The following is a 23,784-nucleotide window of genomic DNA, read 5'->3' as shown; positions in this document are numbered from 1 at the left end:
TAAAAGGGAAAAGCGGTTAATAAGCGGGCAGAAACTTTAATGCCTTTTTGAGGGTTAACAGGCCGGGTGCGAATGCTGCCCAGGCTGCCTGCTGGCTTTTAAGCAGGTATGTTATTGTGGTTTCGCAAATTCGTTGCATTATTGTCTGTTTTTGGGGATGTGACAACAATGGACAGGTTTACCCCTATGATAGTACTAACTTTATTTACTTAGTTTAATGCGATAGCCCAGGCGCAGGGCAAATTGCTTAAAAATATAGCTGTAATCATCAAACTTAACCCCGGTTTCCAGTCCGTTTTTAAAGCTAAAACCGGCAGAAACACCATACATTAAACTTCTATAGGGGCCATCAACCCAATTACGGCCGGGTATAAAAATATTGGGGTCATGATAGGTTTCAAATAAGCCAAAAGCTTCACCCAATTCGCAGCCTATATAAAACGGGCCGCCGGTTTTTAATCGTACCCCTACTTTTACCGGTATAAATTGCCGTGGCGATGAATGGCCGGGCAATTTAACCTGGTGCGTAGCATCCACTGTTTCGTAATAATAATCGTTATGGACTGTAAAATAGGTATACCCGGCAGATAGTGTACCGGTAAGGTGACTGCCCAGATCGCGCAGTGCAATCAGTTCGGCGCCATGAACAAAGCCGCCGTAGGGGTTATCCCAGCCTACACCGGTTGTTGCCGCTGCCCCCAAATACCAGGCATTGGAATCGTCAAATACTTTTTTTGCGGGTTTAAAAACCGAATTAAATGCCAGCCCGGCTTCCCAGCCCAGCCAGCTCCTTACCTGGTGACCATATGTGTAGCTTGGATAGGATGGGGCATGTGCCGGATTTTTATATCCCGGTGTCGAAAACGAATTACTGTAATTATAGCTGTTAAAAACCGGCCCTGCCATAATGCTGATGTGTTTGGAGAGTTGCACATTTAATAACAGCTTAGCCTGTATCAGCCTATCGTCCCAGTTGCCTGCGTTGGCTATCAGGTAATGTGTCTCGGCAGATACAAACACGTTATCGCTTAACATAAAATCGTGACCGATACCCAGGCCAAAAGCATAAAGCTTGTTCCCCGGTGATATATTTGCACCTAATGAGAATTTGCTGTAAAAGCTATGCGTACCGGTTGTTAACGACGCATTGGTGTTCATCAGGTCGCTTGTTGATAAGCCTATTTTATAAAAGCCGTTGCCTATAATATTCACTAAACCTATGCTTGCCCCATGCGATGTATCGGCTGTATTAACCAATCCGATTTGTAGTCCCTTTAGTTTACGGACGCTATTGTTAAATAGCGAGAACTGTACACCCGCAACATCGCTTTCGGCTTTATTAACAAAAAACGCCAGCTGTGCGCCTTTTACCGTGTCTAAAGCCTGGTTATTGATTCCGGCAAACTGCAAGCCGGTTACCGTGCCGCCTACAAGGTTAAACACCCCTGCCAATTGCAGATACCGCGAGTTCATTTTATTGATATTAAATAAACCGGCTACTTCAACACCGTTTACCCCGGCCGTGTACCCGCCAATAAGGTTCACCGAAAAATTATTAACCACCTGCGAGCTAAACATACCGTGCGAGCTTAAGCCGGGTGTAAGGGATACCTGGAAGGGCCGGGTAGCAAAAAAATCGGGGATGTTTAAGCTTTGGATACGCTGCCTTGCCGAGATTAAGAAGCGGCCCATGCCTGTTTTTTCAACCTGGCGGTGTTTGCCCGCTTTGTCGTAGTTTTCTTTTAGCGCCCGTGTGCTTATAGATACGCTTTGCAAAAAGTTAATGGAGGTGTCTTTATAATCGAGTTTGCTTGCTGTAAGGCTGATCTGCCCCGGGTTATCTACCCTGAATTTGAGCCGGAAATAACCATGCTCGTCTGTAAGTGCCGAAACCAGCAGTTGCTTAAGGTAAACTGATGCATTCATCAATCGTTCGCCGGTGTGCTCGTTAACAACTAAGCCACTGATGCTATAGGAGTTATAATCATTGGTTATATCGATATTAGCGAGTGCAAGACGGGGTACAGGTTTGGTTAAAATGATATAGTCATTGTATTCGGCTACCTGGTATTTGCCTTGAAACAGCATGCCAAGTATCACCCAGATTTTTTGATCGGCCGCGTTAATGGTGATCAGGCTATCTTGCGGCAACAAATTAGCGTCATATGAAAAATAACAATCCCCCTTTTTAGCTATTTGATTTAATACCTCGCCCAGGGGCATACTGGTAAAGTTGACAGATATTTGCTTGTTGAGGAGGTTTTGCCCTCGCGCGTTATTAAAGCAAAACGATAGTAACAGCAGTGCCGAAAATGTAAACAGCTTACGGATGTGAATACTTTGCGCGTAAATAATGACCATCAAAAAATACGTGGTTTATTTAAGTATAATTTGATTTTGTTTTTTCTCAACTTCGATTTCTAAGGTAAAACCTATTATTCTCAGAATTTCATCGAGCGAATGGCTGGTTTTTAAAATAACCACCATCCTTTTTTCGTTTAGTTCCTTACGGCCAATTACAATGTTACTGCCGTAGGCTTCATTTAAAACTTTTACCAATTTGGATAGCGGCACATTATTGGCGACAAACTCTTTGCTATAGTAATAATTATATAGATTATCCTGATTGGTTTGTTTTAATAAAATAGCGGCACCCTTTTGTACCGATACCATTTCGCCTGGTTTAAGTAATACTGTTTTGCCATTCAGGCTCACCTGCACTATCCCGGCTTCAACAATCACTTCAATATTGCCATTTTTAAAATTCACATTAAAAGATGTGCCCACCACCCTGATGGTAGCTTTACCGGCTGTAATAATAAAAGGTTTGGCTTTATCGGGCGCTACTTTAAAAAATGCTTCGCCTTTAATTAACTCAACATCGCGTTGTTTGCCGCTAAACTTTTTGGGATGGCTCAGTAACGCATATTTATTTAAGGTGATGATGGAGCCATCGGGTAAGGTATCTGTTTTAACTGCTGTGTGTGTTTCAAATTGCACCTGCGGGTTTGCAAACCGGTTAAAATATAACCATGCGCATCCGGCAAAAAACAGTATCGCGGCGGCCATTTTAAGCCAGCGGTAGTTGCCCCGCATGTTTACCACTTGTTGTGCGTTTTTTTGCTCCGCGGCCCTTTGTTTTACTTTTTGCAAGGATGCCTGCGCATCAATGCCAGTATCGGCCTTAAAGTTTTTGCTGCTGTCCCATATCAGCCTGAATTGCTCAAACCGGCGTTCGTTGGCGGCATCTGCGGCGCGCCATTCGGTTACCAGCCGGGCTTGTTCGGCGGTTACCTCATCCAGCAGGTAGCTGATCAGTAATTCGTCATTCACTTGTATCGGTGTTTTCATGACAGTATTTTAATTAATATCCATATCATCAGCGGCAGGTAATCTGCCAGTTGTAACCTTAACCGTTTTAGCGCTTTGCCCATCTGGTTATCTACTGTTTTTATACTGATACCCAGCTGCAATGCTATCTGGGCATATTTCAACTCCTCAAATCTGCTCAGCTGGAAAATAGTGCGGCATTGCTCGGGTAAATCATTAATCGCCCTTTTTAGCTGCTGCTCAAACTCACGGAACTGCAGCTGGTTCAGCGGGCTTTCGGTATGTTTATCCATCTCATAATAAGTGTGCGACTGGTATTTTTGCTGTACCTTGTGGTGCTTAAAATAATTCATACACTCGTTATATACCGACCGGTACAAATAAGCTTTAAGCGAAGTATGGATAGCGATTGGCTCCTGCCGTTCCAGGATTTTTAAAAACACATCCTGGATCATTTCATCGGCTAATGCCGTGTCATCAAGCATGGTAAACGCATAGTGGTGTAGCGCGGCGTAATGCTCCAGGTAAATACGGTCAAAGTAGTCTCCATCCGCATTTAAATGCAGTTTGTACGGTATAGTATGTGTTTGTTTTGTATCCAACTGATAGGGTTAAAAGTACTACTTTAAACAATAATCTGTTTTGCAGACAACAAGATGAGTGTTTACCCCTATGGCGGAATGAAAAAAATGTATGGTTAATGAAAAGAAGTTTCCGTCGATTATTAATAGATTAGTTGTTAACTAATTGATGGTAAGGTGAAAGTGATTTCGTGAGGGATTTTTATAAGATATAAATAGTTGATTGTCAGGTGTAATGCGATCCAAAGCGTTCCGCATGATCCAGCGTTCCGGTGGAACACTTTTGTGGACCATTAACTCCCAAACTGTGTTAAGTGATGGTTCAGGTGTTTATAAAACATATTATTCCATTCCTCAACCTTTAGCGGCCCAAAGGAATGCGACATTTTTCCGTCGAACTCTTTTTCGCCTAATTGTTGTGTCTTTTGGATATAGCCGATAAGCCTGGCTTTTTCGGTCTCAAAATCCCTTTCGCCGGTGATGATAAAGGCCGGGGCGGTAGGGCCGTTATGCTTGTAGGCTACTTCGCTTACTACTTTGTTTTTTACCAGCAGCTTCAGAATCAGCTTCATAAAACCGTTTGGTTTGGGGTGTTTTTCCGGCTCGTAAACCATTTCGTACGATACACAGCAATGGGCAAGCATTTGCGATACATTCATTTTGCCCCATTGCGGGGTGGTGGTTGGCGTAAGGGTATTAATCCTTTGGATAATACCATCAGCAACGGGCTGCGAAAAAATATTGGGTAAGGCCATAATGGTTGTTTTATGTTGATTTATTGAATTTTAAGCTACGACGATGCTATAACTCAATATGGGACAAAAGGTAAAACTTTTTTTTATTACCCTGCAATTTGATTACCAATACTTTTTATCCATCAGCCATACAGCCAGGTCTTTATTATAGTTAAAGAAAGATGAAGGAGGAAGCCTCGGAGCGTTGAGAATAATAAGTGGCACATTAATTTCGTAAGCCGAGCCATGGCTGCGGTACGTTGCCGGCAAATCCTCGGTAGCATGGTTTTCCAGGTCGCCAAAAACGGTTGTGGAATCGCCTAAAACAATAAGATCACCGATGCGGTTAGCGGGCAGATGGTATTTTTGTGCAGCTTCGGTACGGGTTAGCACCTGTTGTACTCCTTTTAATTGATATAGCGCCGTTTTTACCGTTTGTAAATCGTTGGTATTGTTTAGGTAAACGTATGATGCCCCGCCAAACCCACGATGATGTTTAAAGTATTTATCCTTTTCGGGGCTTAAGGCTAATTTTATACTGATATGCTGCAATAGTAAAGCTTTTTGGATATCGATACAGCGGCTTTTGTGGTTTACATCATGATCTGCCGTGATCAGGATGGTAGCATCGGGCGCAGCCATGCTGATCTGGCGGATGTAGTTATCTATATTTTGAAGATGTTTTATCGAGCCGCTGTCCGTTGGCGCCCAGGTATGCATGGGATAATCGGTAGTGTGAATGTAAATGCAACCAATATCCCTGCTATTGTTCAGCAGATAGATAGCCGCCTTCATCGACCAGTAATTTACCCCGGCGCTATAAATGCTATCGGGTTTACCAATTTTATTTGTCCATGAAGTATCGGCAGTTTCGGGCGAAACCACTATATCGGCTCCTGCGGAAAGCAGTGTGGTGCTTTTCTTTTTGCTCGATATCAGTGCCGATTTAACGTTGTACTTTTTAAGTTTTTGAAAAATAGTAGGGGAGCGTACCAGGTGTTTATCTTCCATAAATTCCTCCTGGCCTTTATCGTTCAAAAAAAAGTTGCCGCTTATGCCGTTAACTTCCGGAAAAGTGCTGGTACATATCGATGTATTGTTGGCATTGGTAACCGTAGGCATCAGGGCGCTCACCTGTTTAAAAAAGCCTTTTTGTATCATCGCTTTTAAATAGGGCATGGGTGCGTTGTTAAAATAACTCAGCCCAAAACCATCAAACATAATAATAACCACCCGTTTGCCTCTATTGAATTTTACGGATTGGGTTTGTGCAATGGCGGTGGGGCAGGTTAATAAAAATGTAATCGCTATTAACCAGCAGGCTATAATTTTCATGGCTATTTTTGCCCGAAATTATTAAGGAATATTTAGTTGGATTGGTTGTTGTTGTTATTTAACGGAAAGATAATGTTGAGATAATGCAGAAAAAGATGTGATTTAATTATGCCCCCGCATTTACCTGTTTTCCATACTTTTCCAGCATACCAATAATCTCGCTAAGCTTCATGGGCTTGCTCAGGTAATCGTCCATGCCGGCTTGTACGCATGCTTCTTTGTCTTCTACCATGGCATTGGCTGTCATGGCAACAATAATAGGCTGTTTGGCAATATTTTTCCTGATGTATCGGGTTGCCTCCAGGCCGTCCATTTCGGGCATCTGGATGTCCATCAGGATAACGTCGTACTGCTTTGCTGCTACAGCGTCAACAGCTTCCCGGCCATTCATAGCTATATCAGGCTGGTAGCCCATTTTATTGAGGATCTGTTTGGCCACTTTTTGGTTTATCGGGTTGTCCTCGGCTATCAAAATATTCAGCGGGTATTTAATAGCCAACTCTTTTGATAGGGCATCTTTCGGCGGTTTTTGATCGGCAGTAGCAGTGTTATCACTCTTTAGCTGATCTATAATGTGTTTAAGCAATATATTATGCTTGGCAGGCTTGGTTAGTATTACGTTAAAAAGGCCGGCATCGCGTTTGGTTTGTCTATCAATCGAACTTAATAATATAAGGGGCAGGGCAGGGTGCGTTGTTTTTATTTTACGGGCCAGTTCGGCGCCATCCATCTGCGGCATGTACATATCTGTAATCACCAGTTCAATCTTGCTGTTGGCAGCTAAAATGGCTAAAGCTTCATCACCGGATTGGGCTATTAAGGGAACAAATTTCCAGTGCTTTAGCTGGGTTTCCATAATATTCCGATTGGTGGCATTATCATCAACCACCAACACCTGTTTGTTTTCGAGGCCCGCAGTATCCAGGTTAAAGTAGGTAGGGCTGGTTTTTATGCCAACCCTGGTTTTTATGTTAAAGCTGAATGTGGTACCGCGTGCGAGTTGGCTGCTTACTTTAATTTCGCCGCCCATAAGGTGAATCAATTTTTCGCTGATGACCAAACCAAGGCCTGTACCGCCATACTTGCGTGTTGTGCTCGAGTCTACCTGCGAAAACGCTTTAAAAAGCCGCGACAATTTATCTTCTGGTATGCCGATGCCGGTATCGCGAACGGTGAACGATAAGTTAAAATCCTCATCACCTCCCAAAAGCCTGTCTACATCAATAAATATTTCGCCTTCGGTGGTAAACTTAATGGCGTTACCCACCAGGTTTATCAGTACTTGCCTCAGGCGCATCGAATCGGCGATGATATGCTCCGGCACACCAGGCTCTATCTGGTAAATAAGGTCGATGTTTAATTTTGATGCCTTATCGGCAAAAAGGTCTAGTACGCTTTCTACACAATCCCTGACATTAAAATCATGCTCCTCCAACTCCATGTTGCCCGATTCGATCTTGGAGAAATCGAGGATATCATTAATAACTGTCAGCAGGGCATCGCCCGAGTGTTTAATGGTTTCGGTGTATTCGGCCTGCTCGGTGGTAAGGTCGGTATTGGCCAGCAAGGTTGCCATGCCTATTACACCATTCATCGGGGTACGGATTTCATGGCTCATGGTAGCCAAAAATATACTTTTGGCTTTATTGGCATTCTCTGCCTCCTCGCGGGCTTTCTCCGCTGCCTCGCGCGATCTTCTTTCTTCTATAGTAAGTTGCGTAATGCTTTCTGTACGTTCTTTTACCTGCAACTCAAGGTACTCTTTTTGTTGCCTTACCGCACGCATGCGGTATTTAAAAAAGCCATAAATTAAACCGGCGAAGGCCAAAACGGCAAGCGTATCAAACCACCAGGTAAGCCAGAAGGGCGGTATAATAGTTATCTGGAGCGGGGTTGTTACCGGCGACCATGAACCCTGGCTATTGCGGTATTTTAACCTTACATGGTAAGTGCCGGGCGAAAGGTTGGTATACAACGCCGTATTATGGCTGCCAATATAATTCCATTCTTTATCAAAGCCATCTAAATAATAGGCATACTGCTTTCTATCTGCCGATGCATAATCAAGTGCTGCAAACTCAAATGAAAACACCGATTGTTTATAGGATAATGTAAGGTTGCGGGTATCGGTAATGTCGTTTTTTAATGGCGATGGATCCTGTGCGTTTTTTGCAATTACCAGCGGTTTGTTAAACAATTGAAAGGATGTGATAACCAGGGGGGCAAACCCGGCCTGTTTTAAAACTTTGCCCGGCGAAAAACAGTTAAATCCGTTAATGCCACCGAAATAAAGGGTTTTATCATCTGTTTTTAAGGCAGAATGCGACTTAAATTCGTCGCCCTGCAATCCATCTTCTGTAGTATAGTTATAAAATGTCCTGCTTTCCGGATCAAATTTAGATAGCCCGCCGTTGCTGCTGATCCAGAGGTTGCCGGCATCATCAGGCCTTATGGCATAAATAATATCGCTGGGCAAACCATCTTTTTTTGTAAAAACGGTAAAGTGTTTGCGTACAGGATCAAAAAGATTGAGGCCTGAAAGCGTAGCAAGCCACAAACGCCCTTTGGTATCTTCAAAAATATCGGGTATACCATTATTGCTGATACTGTTTGTTTTTTCGTCGTGGACAAAACGTGTAAAAGTGTTGGTTTTGCTGTTAAAAAGGTTTAAGCCCCCGTCTGAAGTGCCAACCCAAAGGTTTCCTTTCTTATCTTCATACATTACATAGGGCCTTGGGCTGCTTAGGCTTTTCAAATCGTTCGCGTCAAAACGGTAGTGGGTGAAAACTTTGGTGTCGGGGTCGAAGCAGTCTAATCCATCGTTAAAAGTGGCTAACCAGGTTTTCCGGTCGCGGGTATGCAAAATGTAATAAACATTGTTGCCGCCAATACCTTGTGGTTTGGCAGCATCGTGTTTGTAATTGGTAAAAACATTTGTTTTAGGGTCAAATATGCTAAGGCCGTTGCCCCAGGTGCCTATCCAAAGTTTGCCTTCATAATCGGGTTTCACAGTAAGCGTATAATTGCCCGCTACGCTGTTTTTGCCGTCGGCCCGTTGTTTATAGTTGCTAAACGTTTTGCTTACCGGGTCAAACTTATTTAAGCCGCCGCCATCGGTTCCAATCCAAATTTTATGATCTTTATCTTCGGCCAGGTCAAGTACATAGTTGTTTGAAAGACTTTCGGGATGACTGTTATGCCGGTACAAGGTAAAACTTGATGTTGTTTTTTTCGACAGGTTAATGCCTCCGCCGAAGGCGCCAACCCACATATTGCCTGCACGGTCGCGGCAAATACCGTATACCGAGTTACCGTTGATGCTGTTGTTATCTACTTCGTCGTGTTCGTAAACACTAAATTTGCCGGTTTGATTGTTTAATATACAAAGCCCACCGTTTTCGGTTCCAACCCACAAGTTACCTGCGGCATCGCTGTTTAACGCGTAAATGGTATTTGATGAGATGCTGCCTGTGCGGGTTTTGTCCTGCCCAAAACGTTTAAATGTTTTATTGGCACGGTTAAATAAAAGGAGGCCATCCTCCTGGCTGCCAAGCCATAATTGATGAAATTTGTCTTCAAATATGCAGGGAATAATTGTGGCCTTCACCGTTTTTGTGGCAGGATCATAGTAGGGAAAATGGTCGAAATTGTTTGTTTTAGGGTTATAAAGGTTTAAGCCGTCGCCTCCCGTTCCTACCCAGATTCGTTGTTCAGAATCTTTGTAAACAGTGCGTATATTGTTGGCGCCCAAGCTGCCGGTATCTTTGTCACTATGCTGATAGTGGATAAAGGTGTTGCTTTTTAAGTTATAGCGATCAAGGCCGCCGTTTTGTGTGGCTATCCATAAATTGCCATTATCAAAAAGTAAACGGTTTATTATATTGTCGCTAAGGCTGTTTGTGTGGCTATTATCGTGCTGGTGCCTTATAAAACGGCCGGTTGACCGTTGGTACATATTTAGGCCGCCTTGTGTTGCCAGCCACATATTGCCGTTGTAGTCTTCGGCAATATCAGTTACGGTATTGTTACTTAACGAGGTGCTGTCCTTGTCATCGTACCTGTAAGTGATAAAACGATAACCATCGTATCTGTTAAGGCCGTTTCGGGTAGCTATCCACATAAAACCCCGGCTATCCTGAAAAATGCAGTTTACATTTATTTGCGATAGCCCTTCGACAGTGCCTACATGTAAAAATTTAAGACTTTCGTTTTGAGCATAGCTGTTAAACGGTATTACAGTACAAATTAAAAGTAAAGCGCGGATAATATGTTTAAGCTTATGGCATGGCCTGTACATAGAACGTTGTTAATATGCTGTGTTGAACTAAGAAAAGCTGCCCAAGGCAGCGGGTTTACATACAAAATTTGTATACGTTGGTATTAGCAATAGGTTACCTTCAAATTTAACGATATCCCTGGATTTTAAAAGCGATTTAGTATCATATACTGTACAAAATTATCATAATGGCGTTACAAAATCGCTGATTGACAATAACTTTACGCTGAAACCGACTCATTATACCTGTAACATAGGCCTGGATAAATTGAACATGTGTTTTTTGTACTAATAAAACGGGCTGCGGGATGAGTATAAGGAACAAATGCCTCATTTAATTTATTATTAAACGCAGTTAAATCATGAAATAGCTGGAATTGAGCAGGAAATCTAAAATATTTAAAAAATATCAAACAATTCTATTTTAAATTGTTGTATCTGAATGAATTATAATCAAACCACCAATGTGCTGATCATTGATGACGATGCGGTTAATAATTTTATTGCTGAAACCCTTATTAAAAAAGCGGCCAAAGACGCGGAAATCACTATTTGTTTAAACGGGCAGGAAGCCATAGAACAATTGCTAAGCATCAAACAAAGTTCGGGCAGGCTACCCAGGTTTATATTTTTAGATATCGCCATGCCGGTGATGGACGGCTGGAAGTTTCTTGACGAATACCTCCGTTTAAATTTGGGCGACGAAAGCGATAGCGAAATTATCATGGTTTCTTCATCCCGTTTCAGGCACGATATTGACCGCGCACTTGGGAATGCTATTGTGAAAGAATACATCAGGAAGCCTCTTAGCATGGAATTGATAAGAAGAATTTTAAAGGTAGATCATCTTGATAATTGACGGCAATTTATTGCAATAACTTTTGCCTGTAATAATTTGCCGGGCAACGTTAATTCTACCGGGGAATTGCTGAACTTAGATGAAATTTTATTGCGAACATGAGCCTGGAGCTGAAAAACTTTATCAATAACTATGTAAAGCTGAATGATGCCGAACTGGATGATATTGTTGGCCGTTTTAAAAAAAGGCAGGTAGGCAAAAATGATTTCCTGTTAAAGGAGGGAGATATTTGCAGCGATCTTGTTTTTGTCCAGGAGGGCTGTTTACGCCTGTTTTATCTTACCGGGGGTGTAGAGATATCCGTGTGGTTTGCATTTAAAAATTCATCGGCTATTGACATTTATAGCTTCATAAGCGAAAAACCATCGGTTTATTTTTTGCAGGCAATTGAGGATAGCGAGGTGATGTACTTGCCCAAAGCCGAATTGTTAAAACTATACCAAACACATCCCAAAACGCAGGAAATGATGCGCAACTTTTGGGAAGATGCCGTGCTTAACCTTATTGACCGGTTTACCGCGCTGCAAAGGGATTCGGCTGAGGAGCGTTACCTTCAACTGCTATCAAAACCACCATATTTGCAAAAAATTCCTCAAAAATACCTGGCTTCTTTTATAGGAGTTACACCAACGTCGTTAAGCCGTATCCGTAAAAATATCAGGTAACTTTAGGGTGCGGCTTTTGTCCCTTGTTTTTATTATATGCATCCATCAGGGCAGCCAATAAAAGTTCGATGTTGATGGGCTTGGATAAATAACCATCCATCCCGGCTTTAAAACAATTGTCCTTATCCTCGCTGAGGGCATTAGCAGTAAGGGCAATTATAATAGGTTTAGCGCCATACTTTTTCCTGATAAGCCTTGTGGCTTCCAGTCCGTCAATATTGGGCATCTGGATGTCCATTAAAATAATTTCGTACTTCTTGTCGCCCAGTTTTTCGAGTACTTCCCGGCCATCATTTGCCAGGTCGGGCTGGTAGCCTAATTTATTTAGTACCCTGATAATTAGTTTTTGGTTCATCAGGCTGTCTTCGGCAATAAGCATTACAAAAGGGTATGCCAGTGCAAAGGTCTCTGTTAAAAGGCTCTTTTTCTGTTCAACAACCGCTATGCTTTCTTTTCTTAGCTCGGCCTCAATAACGTTATAAAAATGTTGTTGCTTAATAGGTTTTGTAACTACCGAACTAAATAAATGATAATCCGTTTTATTACGATCGTTACCAACCGAACTTAGTAAAACGATGGGAGCGGCAGAGCCTGAAGCTTTTATTTTGGTGCCTAAGGCGATGCCGTCCATATCCGGCATTTGCATATCGGTTATAATCAGGTCAATGTCTTTTTCGATCGATAGCACTTTTAATGCTTCCTGGCCCGAGGGAACAGCAATGGCGGCCATTTTCCATTTTTCCAGTTGTGTTTTTAGTGCCCTTAAATGGGTGTCATTATCATCTACAACAAGAACTTTTTTTCCTTGGGTAACTTTATCGTTGATTAATGGTGTGTTTAAAGGTAATGCGGGCCCTTTTTTACACTTTATATAAAATGTAAAAGTACTGCCGGCGCCCCTTTCACTTTGTACAACTATATTGCCGCCCATTAATTTAACCAGTCGTTCGCTAATGACCAGGCCAAGCCCGCTGCCTCCGTATTTGCGGGTTACAGATGAATCTATCTGGTTAAACGCTTTAAATAAATTGCAAAGCTGATCTTCGGCAATCCCTATACCTGTATCCCTTACCGCAAAGTTTAACTGCAATTGGCGTGTTGATAATTTGCCTTGTGTTACATGCAGAAACACTTCGCCTTTATGGGTAAATTTGGTGGCGTTGCCCACTAAATTTACCAGTATTTGCCGTAAGCGCAATCCATCCGCAATAATATTCGCCGGGATTTCATCATCAATCTGGTAAACCAGGTCTATCCCTGCGCTTGCTGTTTTTGAAGCAAAAAGATCAAATACATCTTCTATGCACCTGCGCAAATCAAGGTTATAAGGATCCAGCTCAAGGTTGCCAGATTCAATTTTTGAAAAATCCAGGATATCGTTTATTACTGTTAATAACGATTCGCCGCTGCTAAGAATGGCATCGGCATATTCCTTTTGCTCATCATTAAGCCTTGTGTCGGATAATAATGAAGCCATACCCAACACACCATTCATCGGGGTGCGTATTTCGTGGCTCATGGTAGCCAGAAACGTACTTTTGGCCAGGTTTGCCTTTTCGGCTTCTTTCCGCGCTTCCTGCTCTTTTTCCTGTTGTTTTATAAGTTCATCCGATTGCGCCTGCAGCTCTTTTGATTGCGCCTGGTACTCTTCTGATTGTGCCTGGAGTTCTTCATTTAAGATGGTTAGGTCATGCGCCTGCCTGCTTATCTGGGCTGTGCGGTCATTTACCTGTTGCTCAAGCGCACATTTTTGTTTGTCAAAAAAATTAACTCTCAGCCTGTAGGTTATATATGCAATACTTAAAATAAGCAAGGTGGCCATAGTTCTAAACCACCATGTTTTCCAAAGCGGTGGTGTTATAACTACCTTAACCGATGCGGGTTTAGTGCTCCAAACGCCATCGTTATTGGCCGCTTTCACCCAAAACGTGTACGTGCCCGGGTCAAGGTTGGTATAGGTAACGCTGCGCTTGTTATCAATATACTGCCACTCAGGGTCAAAGCCATCCAGTTTATAGGCATATTTATTTTGTTGTGGTGCTGTATAATCCAAAGCCGCAAACTCAAATGTAAATACCGATTGTGTCTGGTTTAACGTTATTTGCCTGGCGGATAAAATGCTTTGTTTTAACGGGGAGTTTGTACTTTGCAAGCTAACGGGTTTGTTAAATAAATTAAAACCTGTTATTCTTACAACAGGAACGTTATTATTAAAACTGAGCTTTGTTGGGTCAATTACATTAAACCCGTTTATACTGCCAACAGCAATTCGCCCGTCGGCCAGCCTGGCCCCGCTCGAGAAACTGAATTCCAGGCTTTTAAGTCCGTTATATTCCCCAAAATTCCGGAATGTTTTGTTAATCGGGTCAAACCGGGTGATACCTTTTAATGTTGTAAGCCATAAAAAACCGTTGCTGTCGGCGGTTATATAATTTACCGTATTATTTATCAGACCGTTATCTTCGGTGTAGGCTGTTATCGCTTTTGTTTTTAAATCATAACAATTCAATCCCCCTTCCATGGTGCCTATCCACATGTGCTCCTTATCTTCATAAAAGTAGCTTATCACGTTACTGGTAAGCTTGCTGTTTTCAATGTTTAATCTTGAAAATTTGGCGGTGGCGGGATCATAAATACTAATCCCGTTGGAGTAACCGCCAATCCAAATATGGCCGTCACGGCTTTCGTACAAGGCCTGGATGGAGTTGTCGGCAATTGAGTTGGGATCTTTAGGGTCATTAATATATTTCTTTATCGTTTTGCTTTTTGATTCATAAATATTCACGCCCCCCTGGTCTGTGCCCATCCAAATGTCGCCTTTACGGTCTTCTAATAAGGCGTAAACGGCAGTGCTGTTTATATTGGCTGGTTTATTTCCCTTGGTAAAATGGGTAAACAACTTCGATTTAAGGTCGTACCGGTCTGCTCCATTACTGTAAGTGCCCAGCCATACCGCGTCGTTTGCGCGGGTTATCAAAATACAAGACGTGTAATTGCTTACCAGGCTGTTTTTGGCCGAATTATCATGGGTGTAAGAAATATTAGTACCGGTTGCCTGGTTGAAGTAACCCAGGCCCGCGTCTGTAGCTAAATAAAGCCCTCCTTTGTTATCGGGCGCCACACCCCTGACAATATTTTTAGCCGATGGTGCATTGGTTGGTGAGGATTTAAAAGAAGGGAAAATATTGAGGTTTTTATCATACTTTAAAATACCCTCGCTTGAGGTGCCTATCCATAGCGTATGCTGCTCATCGGCTAAAATAGAATAAATACCATCATTTGGCATATTTTCATTTTCGGAGGATGGCTGATTTATGGGTATAAAAGCTTTTTTATTGACGTTTAACAGCTGCAATGTGGTATTGGTACCCACCCACAGTTTCCCTGCTTTATCGGCCGATAGACTATAAATGGGGTTATTACCGGTAGCGCTATAACGATCTGCCTCGTTAGCATAACGGTTAAATGTGAGGCTGCTCCTGTTAAGCAAGTTCAAGCCATTGTTTGTGCCTATCCAAAGGTTGTGGTGTTCGTCTTCGGCTATCGCATTTATGGAATTATCGCTGATGCTTTTATTGTTTTTTTTGTCGTGCGTAAACCGTTTAAAATTCCCGCTTTTTTCATTATATAAATTCAGGCCATTATTTGTACCAACCCACAACCGATGGTAACTATCTTCACAGATAGAATAAACAGAAGCGCTGCTCAGGCTGGTTGTATCTTTGGCGCTATGAACAAAGTGTTTAAACCCGGTTTTGCCATTCATAAGCAGGTTTAAACCATTATCGGTACCTATCCAAAGGTTGTTTTTGGCATCGTTAAAAAGGTAGATGATGTTGTTATTGCTTAAGGCCGATGGATTTTTAGGATCGGCTTTAAAATTAATAAATTCATCTTTTTTCCTGTCAAACTTACTGAGGCCACCAATGCGGGTACCAACCCAGATATCGCCTTTTTTATCCTCGCAAATGGTTAAAACGTTATTGGCCGGTAAGCTTTTATTGTTTTTTGAATGATGTTTATATACCGTAAACTGGTACCCGTCAAATTTGTTAAGGCCGTCCTGCGTACCAAACCACATAAAGCCATAACTATCTTTCAATATACTGGATATAGAATTTTGTGAGATGCTGTTTGAACTGTTAATCCGGCTCAATTTTAAACCGATTCCCTGTGAAAAAGCCTCGCTGTTTAGCAAGAGCAGCAAGAATAAGAAAAATGTTAACAGGGGTTTATTGAACATTATACAGGGATATTCAGCACGTGGTTTATACGCTAATTTTTAATCAAATGTTTAACGGCTTAAATTACATGTAAAATTTATATTATCTGCGCAGGTATTTACGCTATATGCTTACAATTTATAAGCTAAATCCGAAAAACGCAGGTTTTTTATGATAAATTATTACGATAGGAGCCGGACTCACCGGTTGGAATGCTAAATCCTCCAATAATTGCCGCTGAGTATGATCATATTTAACATTTTGATGCTGTTATCGTAATAATCATAATCTTTCAGCTTAAAATGAAGCAGGTAATCCCACGTATGGTTTAGCCATTGCTGGTTTTTAGAATCTGTCATGGCCGAAACGGTAAAAGGCGCTATAAAGCTTAGTGCCTCAAAGTGCCGGGTGGGCAGGTCATCGCCCGCCAGCGTGTAGCCGGCAGATATATTATCAGGATTGTCGTTGCTTGTCGACCGGATCCAACGGTTAATTTTGGCTGTTATAACTTTGGCCCTTTCATCGCTGTATAATAAATAGTCGGCGGCTATGCGCCAGGGCACCCGGCAGGCATTGTAGTTATAACAGCCATCATACTTCGATTCCAGGTACATAGGCCCTACAGGGCGTGGGTTTTTATTTACCTGTCGGATAAAGTCGGGTATCAGGCCCGCATCCGGGCTGTATTTTTGCTGCATCCGGGCGAAAAGGCGATAAGTGTTATCAGTTACTTTATCCCAACGCGCATCGCCTGTAACCGCTTTAAAAGCTTTAAAATGCGATGGCATAAAATCAGATGTGCGGGTATCAAAATAATCATCGCTATCGGCTTCAACATCATTGCCAAGCAGTATGGTAAATTGCTCCCGGTTAATTTCATACTTCATGATATCGGCAATCAGCAATTTAGCTGCCTTCAAATAGTTAATACTGCCGTTGCTGCCCCATTGCTTATGGGCCAGTAATAATGAATAGGCAATGTCCATATCGCCGTCTGTTGCCGAGGAATGATCGGTGTTATTGCCTTTTTTATCCTGTGCCCATGCCATCAGGTAATGCCCCTTTCGTGCCGGATGCGATTGATAATACCGGAATAAAGCATCATACACCGTTTTTGCAGAAGCATCGGCCCCGGCCATCAGGGCTACGATGATCATGCCATAGCCTTGCCCTTCGGATACGCATTGTTTATTGCCGGGTCTTTCAAACCAGATATAGCTTTGGTTTTTTTCAGCAGCTTGTTTTACATACCGGCTTTTCCATTGCCAATAAAATGTGCGTACGCTATTATCAAGACTTTGCCTGCTTAGGTGACTGGGTAGGATAGCGCCTTTGGTATAAATTGTATGTTGTGGAAATGGCTTTGATGCAGACTGCGCGCTTAAGTTTTGGCAGGTAAGCAGCATTAGCAATAAAGTGATTTCCTTTTTTAGCATATTGTTTGTTTGATCAAATAAGAAAACATTGAACGCAAAATTTATCTACGCCGGTTAGTTTAATGCTAAAGATACAGATTGATGTGGGGTGGATAGCATAGCCACTGAAATGCCCCTCGATTGGATATGCGGAAAATCGCTGAAATTTTCAACCTTTCGCCTTTGACCTTTATCCTTTCGCCTAAATGTCTTTCGCCTAAATACTACTCCATTCTCTTCCTGATCAACTCCTTACGATACCTTTCCTTTAGCGGGAACTTGATGTCTGTAAGCAGGTAGATACCGGTGCCCTTTTCGCGGGCAAGGGAATATTCCACTTCGCCCATTTTTTTGTAGGAGCCTATCATCTTGCCGGCCACAAATTGGCGGATGTTTTCGCCGCCGTTATCATCCACATAGATCATGTATTTGCAGTTGAGCGTATCGGGAGCCCAAAGGGTAAAACTGCTGTTCAAAGATACCACGTCGGGATAGTTGTATTGTTTACGGTAGTGATGAAGGGCCCCGGCCTCGCCGTAGTTATCGGCGTACACTATGGTTTGTTTTTGCTGTTCGGGTGTAAGGCTATGGTAGGTAGCCCCAACTTTTTGAGCCATTTCTTCCCAGCCCAGCATATCGGCGTAGTCTTGCGTGGTGGCATGCATTTTCTGATCTTCCCAGGTCATGGCAAACCTGAACGCAGGTATGTTTTTGCCAGTGAACCTAAAAAACGCCAACGTTTGCTGTAACGGTAAAATAGGCAGTACCAAAGGCAACAAAAGTACATTAGGAATAGTAAAACAGGCAACGGTTAAAGTACGAAGTACATAGCCACTTGTTTTTAACCACCGTTCGAACCCAAAACCACCCGCGGCAAACAGCATTGGGTAGGCCCCAAACAGGTAGTAGTTTTTACCATCCATTTTTAATAAGAAAATGAATATCAGTACATAAGCGATAGCCAGAAACTGGAAATTGCGTAGCTTGAACGAGAAAATTAAAAACACGAAACCCGTGAGCCAAACAAATAAAGCGATGCCATGAACGGTAAGTTGTTGTTTAATAAAGTCGCCGGCGGTAATATAATCAAGTTGTTCTTCGCGGAGCGCTTTCATATGGGTTATCACCGGGAAATGGTGCGTTACCTGCCATATAAAGTTGGGCAAAAATATAAGCACGGCCAACGCCATAGCGCCCAATATGTGCTTATTAAACAATAGCTTACGCTGCTTGCTGATAAGGATGCCTACTATAAGCGCGATGGTAAAAAACAGCATCGTATATTTGGTGAGCATGCCAAAACCGACTGCCATGCCCAGCCAGTATAAATACCTTACATCGGTTGTATTGAGGTATTTGATAAAAAGCCAAACCGTTAAAACCCACCAAAACTGATCAAATATCACCGGCTGAAAAAGGTAATTGCTTGCCGCAAATGCTGGCGAAAATATCAAAGCCAAACATGCTAACGTAATGGCAAACCGGCGCCCTCCAAACTCAACCACAATACGGCCGGTAAACCAAACGATTAAGCCAGAGAAAATAGTAGGGAAGATACGGGCCGCAAAAACAGAATTGCCAAATAAAGTGATAGTTAGCTTGGCCAGCAGTGCGATAAATGGCGGTACTTCTTTATAACCCCAATCCAGATGATCGGCCAGTACCAGGTGTAAAAACTCGTCGCGGTGAAAGCCGAAATGCCCGATGGCAAACAGGTTTAAAACCACCTTTATAAGCACAAAAATCAATATGAAATAAACGTATGTCGACTTCCGGTTTCTGTAGGGCATGTTAGGTAGCTTAAGGCTGAAGGCAAAAAGCTGAAAGCTTGATGCTGGAGGGTAAAGATAATTCTTTAGCGGTAAAAAGCAAAAAGGAGGGTAAAAGGTTAAAGGCGAAAGGTAAAAGGCGAAAGGTTGGAAAACTCTTTGCGGTTACCTTTCACCCTTCGCCTTTTACCTTTCACCTAAATCCGCGTTAAAAGGCGAAAGGTTGGAAAACTTTTGCAGCTACCTTTCACCCTTCGCCTTTTACCTTTCACCTAAATCCGGGTTATGTCGGCCCCTAAAGCTTTTAAACGGGTATCAATGTGCTGATAGCCACGTTCAATTTGCTCAATGTTGTAAATGGTTGATTTGCCTTGGGCCGATAGTGCAGCTATCAGCAGGGAAACCCCGGCACGGATATCAGGCGAGGTCATGCTGATGCCACGCAATTGTACCTGCTTATCAAGGCCGATAACCGTAGCGCGGTGCGGGTCGCAGAGGATGATCTGGGCGCCCATATCCAATAGTTTATCTACGAAGAACAAACGGCTCTCAAACATCTTCTGGTGGATTAAAACCGATCCTTTGGCCTGTATAGCCACCACCAGTACAATGCTCAGCAGGTCGGGTGTGAAGCCGGGCCAGGGGGCATCGGCAATGGTCATGATAGAGCCGTCGATGAAAGTTTCAATTTCGTAATGATCCTGTGCGGGGATGTATATATCGTCGCCACGCAGCTCAAGCTTGATACCCAGGCGTTTAAATACGTCTGGAATCATGCCCAACTCTTTGTATTGCACGTCCTTAATAGTTATCTCCGATCCTGTCATAGCGGCCAGGCCAATGAATGAGCCAATCTCTATCATATCAGGCAGCATGCGGTGCTCGGTACCGCCCAGTTTGGTAACTCCCTCAATAGTAAGCAGGTTGGAGCCGATGCCGGTTATTTTGGCGCCCATGCGGTTAAGCATTTTACACAACTGCTGCAGGTATGGTTCGCAGGCGGCGTTGTAAATGGTGGTGGTGCCTTTGGCAAGTACGGCGGTCATCACTATGTTAGCGGTGCCGGTTACAGATGCCTCATCCAACAGGATATAAGTGCCTTGCAGGTTAGATGCATCTACATTGAAAAAGCCATCTTCCGGGTTATAGTCAAAGCGGGCGCCAAGCTTCTCGAAGCCTAAAAAGTGCGTATCCAGCCTCCTGCGGCCTATTTTGTCGCCGCCGGGTTTGGGGATGGATGCCTTGCCAAAACGTGCCAGCAGCGGCCCTACAATCATAATAGAGCCCCTTAAGCCGCCCCCTTTGGTTTTAAATGCCTCCGACTGGAAAAAGTCCTGGTCGATATCTTTGGCTACAAAAGTGTAGGTTGATTCGGCAACCTTTTCGGTGATAACCCCCATATCGCCCAGTAGCTCAATGAGTTTGTTAACATCCTTAATGTCAGGTATATTGCTGATGGTAACTTTTTCTTCGGTAAGCAGTACCGCCGAAATTACCTGTAGTGCTTCGTTTTTGGCTCCCTGGGGGGTAATTTCACCTTTTAGCGGTTTGCCGCCGTTTATCACAAATGCGTTAGTCATGGGTGTTTATAATTGATAGGTCAAATGCTTCAAATGTTGTGAACACCCAAAGGTGTTAAATGTGTTTTTATATCCGGCAAAGATTATAATTTTTCCTGATTGTTTGTTCATTAGTTCACTGGTTCATTAGTTCATTGGTCTTGTGTAGCGGATTTGGGGCTTTGTTGGTGCAAAACTTTTTAAATAGGCCTTTTTACTTCTAAAAACGCCATAAATGCTCAAAAAACGACCAATAATACACCATTAATGAGCCAAAAAATCGCACAAATAGTACAAAAAAATGTAACTTATTTTAATTTAAAAAGTTAGCAAAACAAACAACCCCATTCTTTATTATAAAGAACAGGGTTGTAGTATTTATCGCCATAATCTACCGGAGTATCAACCATCGGCTTGTAAAAATCATCCACCAAAAAAATCCACCAGACAAGACCAATGAACTAATGAACCAGTGAACTAATGAACCAACCGGAACTAATATTTTTTGGCGCCCTGGTTACGGTTGCGGTTGTTTTGATTATTGTTGTTGCGCGGGCCATTGTTGTTCTGGTTGTTGGTTCGGCCTCCACCGCCTCCGCCGCGGTTGTTATTATTGTTGTTTTGTTGGTTGTTGCGGCCGCGGGCGTTGTTATTGTTATTTTGCTGGTTGTTGTTTGGCCTAAACTCAACACGGTTAAGGTTCACGTTTTCATCCAGTTTTAGGGTACCGCCCGATAAGGCATATAAATCGGCAATGATGCTTTCGTCGGCAACCGAATCTTTGTTCCATTGTACGTAGGCCATTTTCATGAAATTGGCAACGGCTTGTACCATGTGGCGTTTGCGCTCGGGCTCCTCAATGCTTTTTGCTTTTTCAATCATCAGCTCAATGGTTTTGCCATAGTGCTTGTATTTGATGCGCTGGTGCGGGTAACGCAAGGGCTGCGGTTTCAGGTGAATAGCCTCGGGCGTTGGTTTGGGGTAGGGGGCATCCACATCAATCTGGTAATCAGATATAATGTGCAGGTGGTCCCACAGTTTATGTTTAAAATCAGCCACATCGCGTAGGTGCGGGTTTAAAAAACCCATCAGGTCAATCACTACCTGTGCATAGCGGTTACGTTCTTCTTTAGTGGGCAGCGCAACAATGTACTTAACCATGTTTTGTACGTTGCGGCCATATTCCGACAGGATTAATTTATTCCTGGTTGAATTATAGTCAAATATAGGCGTGTTTTCTTGTGCCATGCTATTATTAATATTTTAAGGAAGTTTTAAGTTAGCCATGCGTCTTTTCCCTGTAGTAAGGGCCCAGGAGGCTAAAATTGAATTGTACTTGTATTGAAGTAACGCAAATATAACATTATAGTTATATAGTGCAAATAAAAAAATAGCCTCACCTAAATCCTCTCCAAAGGAGACGGCTTAAAAAGAATAGTTCTGGAATCGCCGATGGCTTGGAAATTCGTAATTTGCGGCAACATAACCCGCCTGTCATGCTGAGGAACGAAGCATCTGTTAACCGCCACGCATAGTTCGCGAATAGATGCTTCGTTCCTCAGCATGACAGTTTGGGCAGAGAAAGAAATACCGTTTCCATGCAAAACAAACTACTCATTACCCATATCGACGTTTATCGCTTCAGCATCCCAATGGAGCCGTTTACCATTGCTACCGGTACTATGGACCATGCGCAGAATGTTTTTATCAGGGTGCATACCGATGCCGGGTTTTACGGGGTGGGCGAGTGCTCGGCCTTCCCCATGATTGTTGGCGAAACACAGGATACCTGCCTGGTAATGGCTAAAGATTTTGCCCGGTTGTGGATAGGGAAGAACCCGCTCGACATTCCCGCCCGTATGCAGCAGTTGCATAGTGCCGCCGCCGGTAATACCACCATTAAAAGCGCCTTTGACATTGCCCTGCATGATATAGCCGCCAAAAATGCCGGCTTGCCATTATACCGGTTTTTAGGCGGAGAGAAGCGTGTTGTAGAATCAGATATCACTATCGGCATTGATAGCCCGCCAACCATGGCCATGAAGGCTTTGTACTTTAAAGCCTCGGGGGCAAACATCCTGAAGGTGAAACTGGGCAAAAACGCAGCCGCGGATGTGGAACGGGTTAAACAGATCCGCGAGGCGGTTGGCGCCGAAATGCTCATCCGTATTGATGCCAACCAGGGCTGGAGCTTTGATGATGCCGTTTTTGCCCTGCAGGCCATGGGGGAGTACAACGTTGAATTTTGCGAGCAGCCCATGCGCACCTGGTACGATGACCGCCTGCCCGAATTAATGCAGCTATCCCCCGTAAAAATTATGGCCGACGAAAGCGTATACAACCACCACGATGCCCGCAAACAGATCAACAGCGGCAGCTGCCATTACATCAACATCAAAATGGCCAAATCGGGCGGACTGCTGGAGGCTAAAGCCATCCACGACGAAGCTGCATCAAAAGGAATAGCCTGTATGATGGGCGGGATGCTGGAAAGCCGCATTGCCCTGAGCGCCAAACTGCACTTTGTATACGCCAGCCCCAATATCAAATTTTACGATATGGACACCTGCATGCTGGGCCACTTGGTTGACCCCTGCATTGGCGGCGTTACTTATGACGGGTATAAATTGAATATCGACGATGCTATAGGCATTGGCGCCGATGCTGATGAGGAGTTTTTGAAGGGCTGCGCGCATTTTAGGGTGTAGGTGAATACAAACGAGAACTAAAGAACAGACAATTAATCAATAAGAAAATCCTTCACAACCTGTCATCCTGAGGAACGAAGGATCTCCTATGATGAAATTTGTCAGCAAGTAAGGCAATTACTCTTGAAAAGCGATAATAGATTACATAAAGTTATATTTTTCTAATAAAAAAACCAAAGCATGGCCAAGTTTTTTTATTTTCATATGCAGATCAAAAGAGGAAACAGGCGCTGCTGAGGAGCAACCTGCCAGCAATATGATCTGCTGAACCAAGGATAAAGGGTCTCTCACAAGGAGGCCTTTTTATTTATCCTGGTCATGAATCATGAA

15 protein-coding genes are annotated in these 23,784 nt (G+C 43.1%); 3 read left to right on the top strand and 12 right to left on the bottom strand.

Annotated elements, in window-relative coordinates:
* Window positions 1-16 precede the first annotated feature (16 nt).
* The 7 genes from AC1DXF_RS24750 to AC1DXF_RS24720 form a co-directional block, all read right to left on the bottom strand.
* Window positions 17-139 (bottom strand): hypothetical protein, encoded by a 123-nt coding sequence (locus AC1DXF_RS24750; RefSeq protein WP_477451384.1) that lies wholly within the window; start codon window positions 137-139, stop codon window positions 17-19.
* Between the two features lie 62 nt (window positions 140-201).
* Window positions 202-2,361: an LA_2272 family surface repeat-containing protein gene (locus tag AC1DXF_RS24745; RefSeq protein ID WP_477451383.1), complete on the bottom strand. Its 2,160-nt coding sequence runs from the start codon at window positions 2,359-2,361 to the stop codon at window positions 202-204.
* Window positions 2,362-2,376: 15 nt separating this feature from the next.
* The gene (locus AC1DXF_RS24740; RefSeq protein WP_477451382.1) at window positions 2,377-3,351 is read right to left on the bottom strand and encodes a FecR family protein; all 975 of its coding nucleotides are present in this window, start codon (window positions 3,349-3,351) and stop codon (window positions 2,377-2,379) included.
* Window positions 3,348-3,932, bottom strand: coding sequence for an RNA polymerase sigma-70 factor (locus AC1DXF_RS24735; RefSeq protein WP_477451381.1), 585 nt, complete (start codon window positions 3,930-3,932; stop codon window positions 3,348-3,350). Before AC1DXF_RS24735 ends, AC1DXF_RS24740 begins: the two co-directional genes overlap by 4 nt.
* Before the next feature lie 272 nt (window positions 3,933-4,204).
* Window positions 4,205-4,666: a DUF1569 domain-containing protein gene (locus AC1DXF_RS24730; RefSeq protein WP_477451380.1), complete on the bottom strand. Its 462-nt coding sequence runs from the start codon at window positions 4,664-4,666 to the stop codon at window positions 4,205-4,207.
* Between the two features lie 102 nt (window positions 4,667-4,768).
* On the bottom strand, window positions 4,769-5,980 hold the full coding sequence (locus AC1DXF_RS24725; RefSeq protein WP_477451379.1) for an alkaline phosphatase family protein: 1,212 nt from the start codon (window positions 5,978-5,980) through the stop codon (window positions 4,769-4,771).
* 106 nt (window positions 5,981-6,086) lie between these two features.
* The gene (locus AC1DXF_RS24720) at window positions 6,087-10,277 is read right to left on the bottom strand and encodes a hybrid sensor histidine kinase/response regulator (protein WP_477451378.1); all 4,191 of its coding nucleotides are present in this window, start codon (window positions 10,275-10,277) and stop codon (window positions 6,087-6,089) included.
* Window positions 10,278-10,698: 421 nt separating this feature from the next.
* On the opposite strand from AC1DXF_RS24720, the gene AC1DXF_RS24715 reads away from it, so the two are divergent.
* Both AC1DXF_RS24715 and AC1DXF_RS24710 read left to right on the top strand, forming a co-directional pair.
* Window positions 10,699-11,115 (top strand): response regulator, encoded by a 417-nt coding sequence (locus tag AC1DXF_RS24715; RefSeq protein ID WP_477451377.1) that lies wholly within the window; start codon window positions 10,699-10,701, stop codon window positions 11,113-11,115.
* 98 nt (window positions 11,116-11,213) lie between these two features.
* The gene (locus tag AC1DXF_RS24710) at window positions 11,214-11,780 is read left to right on the top strand and encodes a Crp/Fnr family transcriptional regulator (protein ID WP_477451376.1); all 567 of its coding nucleotides are present in this window, start codon (window positions 11,214-11,216) and stop codon (window positions 11,778-11,780) included.
* Here the strand turns inward: AC1DXF_RS24710 and AC1DXF_RS24705 are convergent.
* The 5 genes from AC1DXF_RS24705 to AC1DXF_RS24685 form a co-directional block, all read right to left on the bottom strand.
* Entirely contained in the window at window positions 11,773-15,936 is a 4,164-nt protein-coding gene (locus AC1DXF_RS24705; protein ID WP_477451375.1) for a hybrid sensor histidine kinase/response regulator, read from the bottom strand. The genes AC1DXF_RS24710 and AC1DXF_RS24705 overlap by 8 nt on opposite strands.
* Window positions 15,937-16,218: 282 nt before the next feature.
* On the bottom strand, window positions 16,219-17,439 hold the full coding sequence (locus AC1DXF_RS24700) for a family 8 glycosyl hydrolase (protein WP_477451374.1): 1,221 nt from the start codon (window positions 17,437-17,439) through the stop codon (window positions 16,219-16,221).
* Between the two features lie 203 nt (window positions 17,440-17,642).
* On the bottom strand, window positions 17,643-19,208 hold the full coding sequence (locus tag AC1DXF_RS24695) for an ArnT family glycosyltransferase (protein WP_477451373.1): 1,566 nt from the start codon (window positions 19,206-19,208) through the stop codon (window positions 17,643-17,645).
* Window positions 19,209-19,459: 251 nt separating this feature from the next.
* Window positions 19,460-20,767, bottom strand: a complete 1,308-nt coding sequence (murA, locus tag AC1DXF_RS24690; protein ID WP_477451372.1) for a UDP-N-acetylglucosamine 1-carboxyvinyltransferase — start codon at window positions 20,765-20,767, stop codon at window positions 19,460-19,462.
* Window positions 20,768-21,241: 474 nt separating this feature from the next.
* A complete protein-coding gene (locus tag AC1DXF_RS24685; protein ID WP_477451371.1) occupies window positions 21,242-21,994 on the bottom strand; it encodes a DUF4290 domain-containing protein in 753 nt (250 codons plus the stop codon).
* A 350-nt stretch (window positions 21,995-22,344) separates the two neighbouring features.
* Here AC1DXF_RS24685 and AC1DXF_RS24680 point away from each other — a divergent pair, with 350 nt between their 5' ends.
* Entirely contained in the window at window positions 22,345-23,454 is a 1,110-nt protein-coding gene (locus tag AC1DXF_RS24680) for a mandelate racemase/muconate lactonizing enzyme family protein (protein ID WP_477451370.1), read from the top strand.
* The last annotated feature ends 330 nt before the right edge of the window (window positions 23,455-23,784 follow it).

It is taken from the genome of Mucilaginibacter sp. P2_A5 (assembly GCF_056404995.1).
Note: the sequence above shows the minus strand (reverse complement) of the source record. Positions and strands in the feature narration are given on the sequence as shown.

Bases quoted from the DNA above. Each gene is read 5' to 3' on its own strand.
- AC1DXF_RS24750 (WP_477451384.1), bottom strand. From the start codon at position 139: ATGCAACGAATTTGCGAAACCACAATAACATACCTGCTTAAAAGCCAG.
- AC1DXF_RS24745 (WP_477451383.1), bottom strand. From the start codon at position 2,361: ATGGTCATTATTTACGCGCAAAGTATTCACATCCGTAAGCTGTTTACA.
- AC1DXF_RS24740 (WP_477451382.1), bottom strand. From the start codon at position 3,351: ATGAAAACACCGATACAAGTGAATGACGAATTACTGATCAGCTACCTG.
- AC1DXF_RS24730 (WP_477451380.1), bottom strand. From the start codon at position 4,666: ATGGCCTTACCCAATATTTTTTCGCAGCCCGTTGCTGATGGTATTATC.
- AC1DXF_RS24725 (WP_477451379.1), bottom strand. From the start codon at position 5,980: ATGAAAATTATAGCCTGCTGGTTAATAGCGATTACATTTTTATTAACC.
- AC1DXF_RS24720 (WP_477451378.1), bottom strand. From the start codon at position 10,277: ATGTACAGGCCATGCCATAAGCTTAAACATATTATCCGCGCTTTACTT.
- AC1DXF_RS24715 (WP_477451377.1), top strand. From the start codon at position 10,699: ATGAATTATAATCAAACCACCAATGTGCTGATCATTGATGACGATGCG.
- AC1DXF_RS24710 (WP_477451376.1), top strand. From the start codon at position 11,214: ATGAGCCTGGAGCTGAAAAACTTTATCAATAACTATGTAAAGCTGAAT.
- AC1DXF_RS24700 (WP_477451374.1), bottom strand. From the start codon at position 17,439: ATGCTAAAAAAGGAAATCACTTTATTGCTAATGCTGCTTACCTGCCAA.
- AC1DXF_RS24695 (WP_477451373.1), bottom strand. From the start codon at position 19,208: ATGCCCTACAGAAACCGGAAGTCGACATACGTTTATTTCATATTGATT.
- murA (WP_477451372.1), bottom strand. From the start codon at position 20,767: ATGACTAACGCATTTGTGATAAACGGCGGCAAACCGCTAAAAGGTGAA.
- AC1DXF_RS24685 (WP_477451371.1), bottom strand. From the start codon at position 21,994: ATGGCACAAGAAAACACGCCTATATTTGACTATAATTCAACCAGGAAT.
- AC1DXF_RS24680 (WP_477451370.1), top strand. From the start codon at position 22,345: ATGCAAAACAAACTACTCATTACCCATATCGACGTTTATCGCTTCAGC.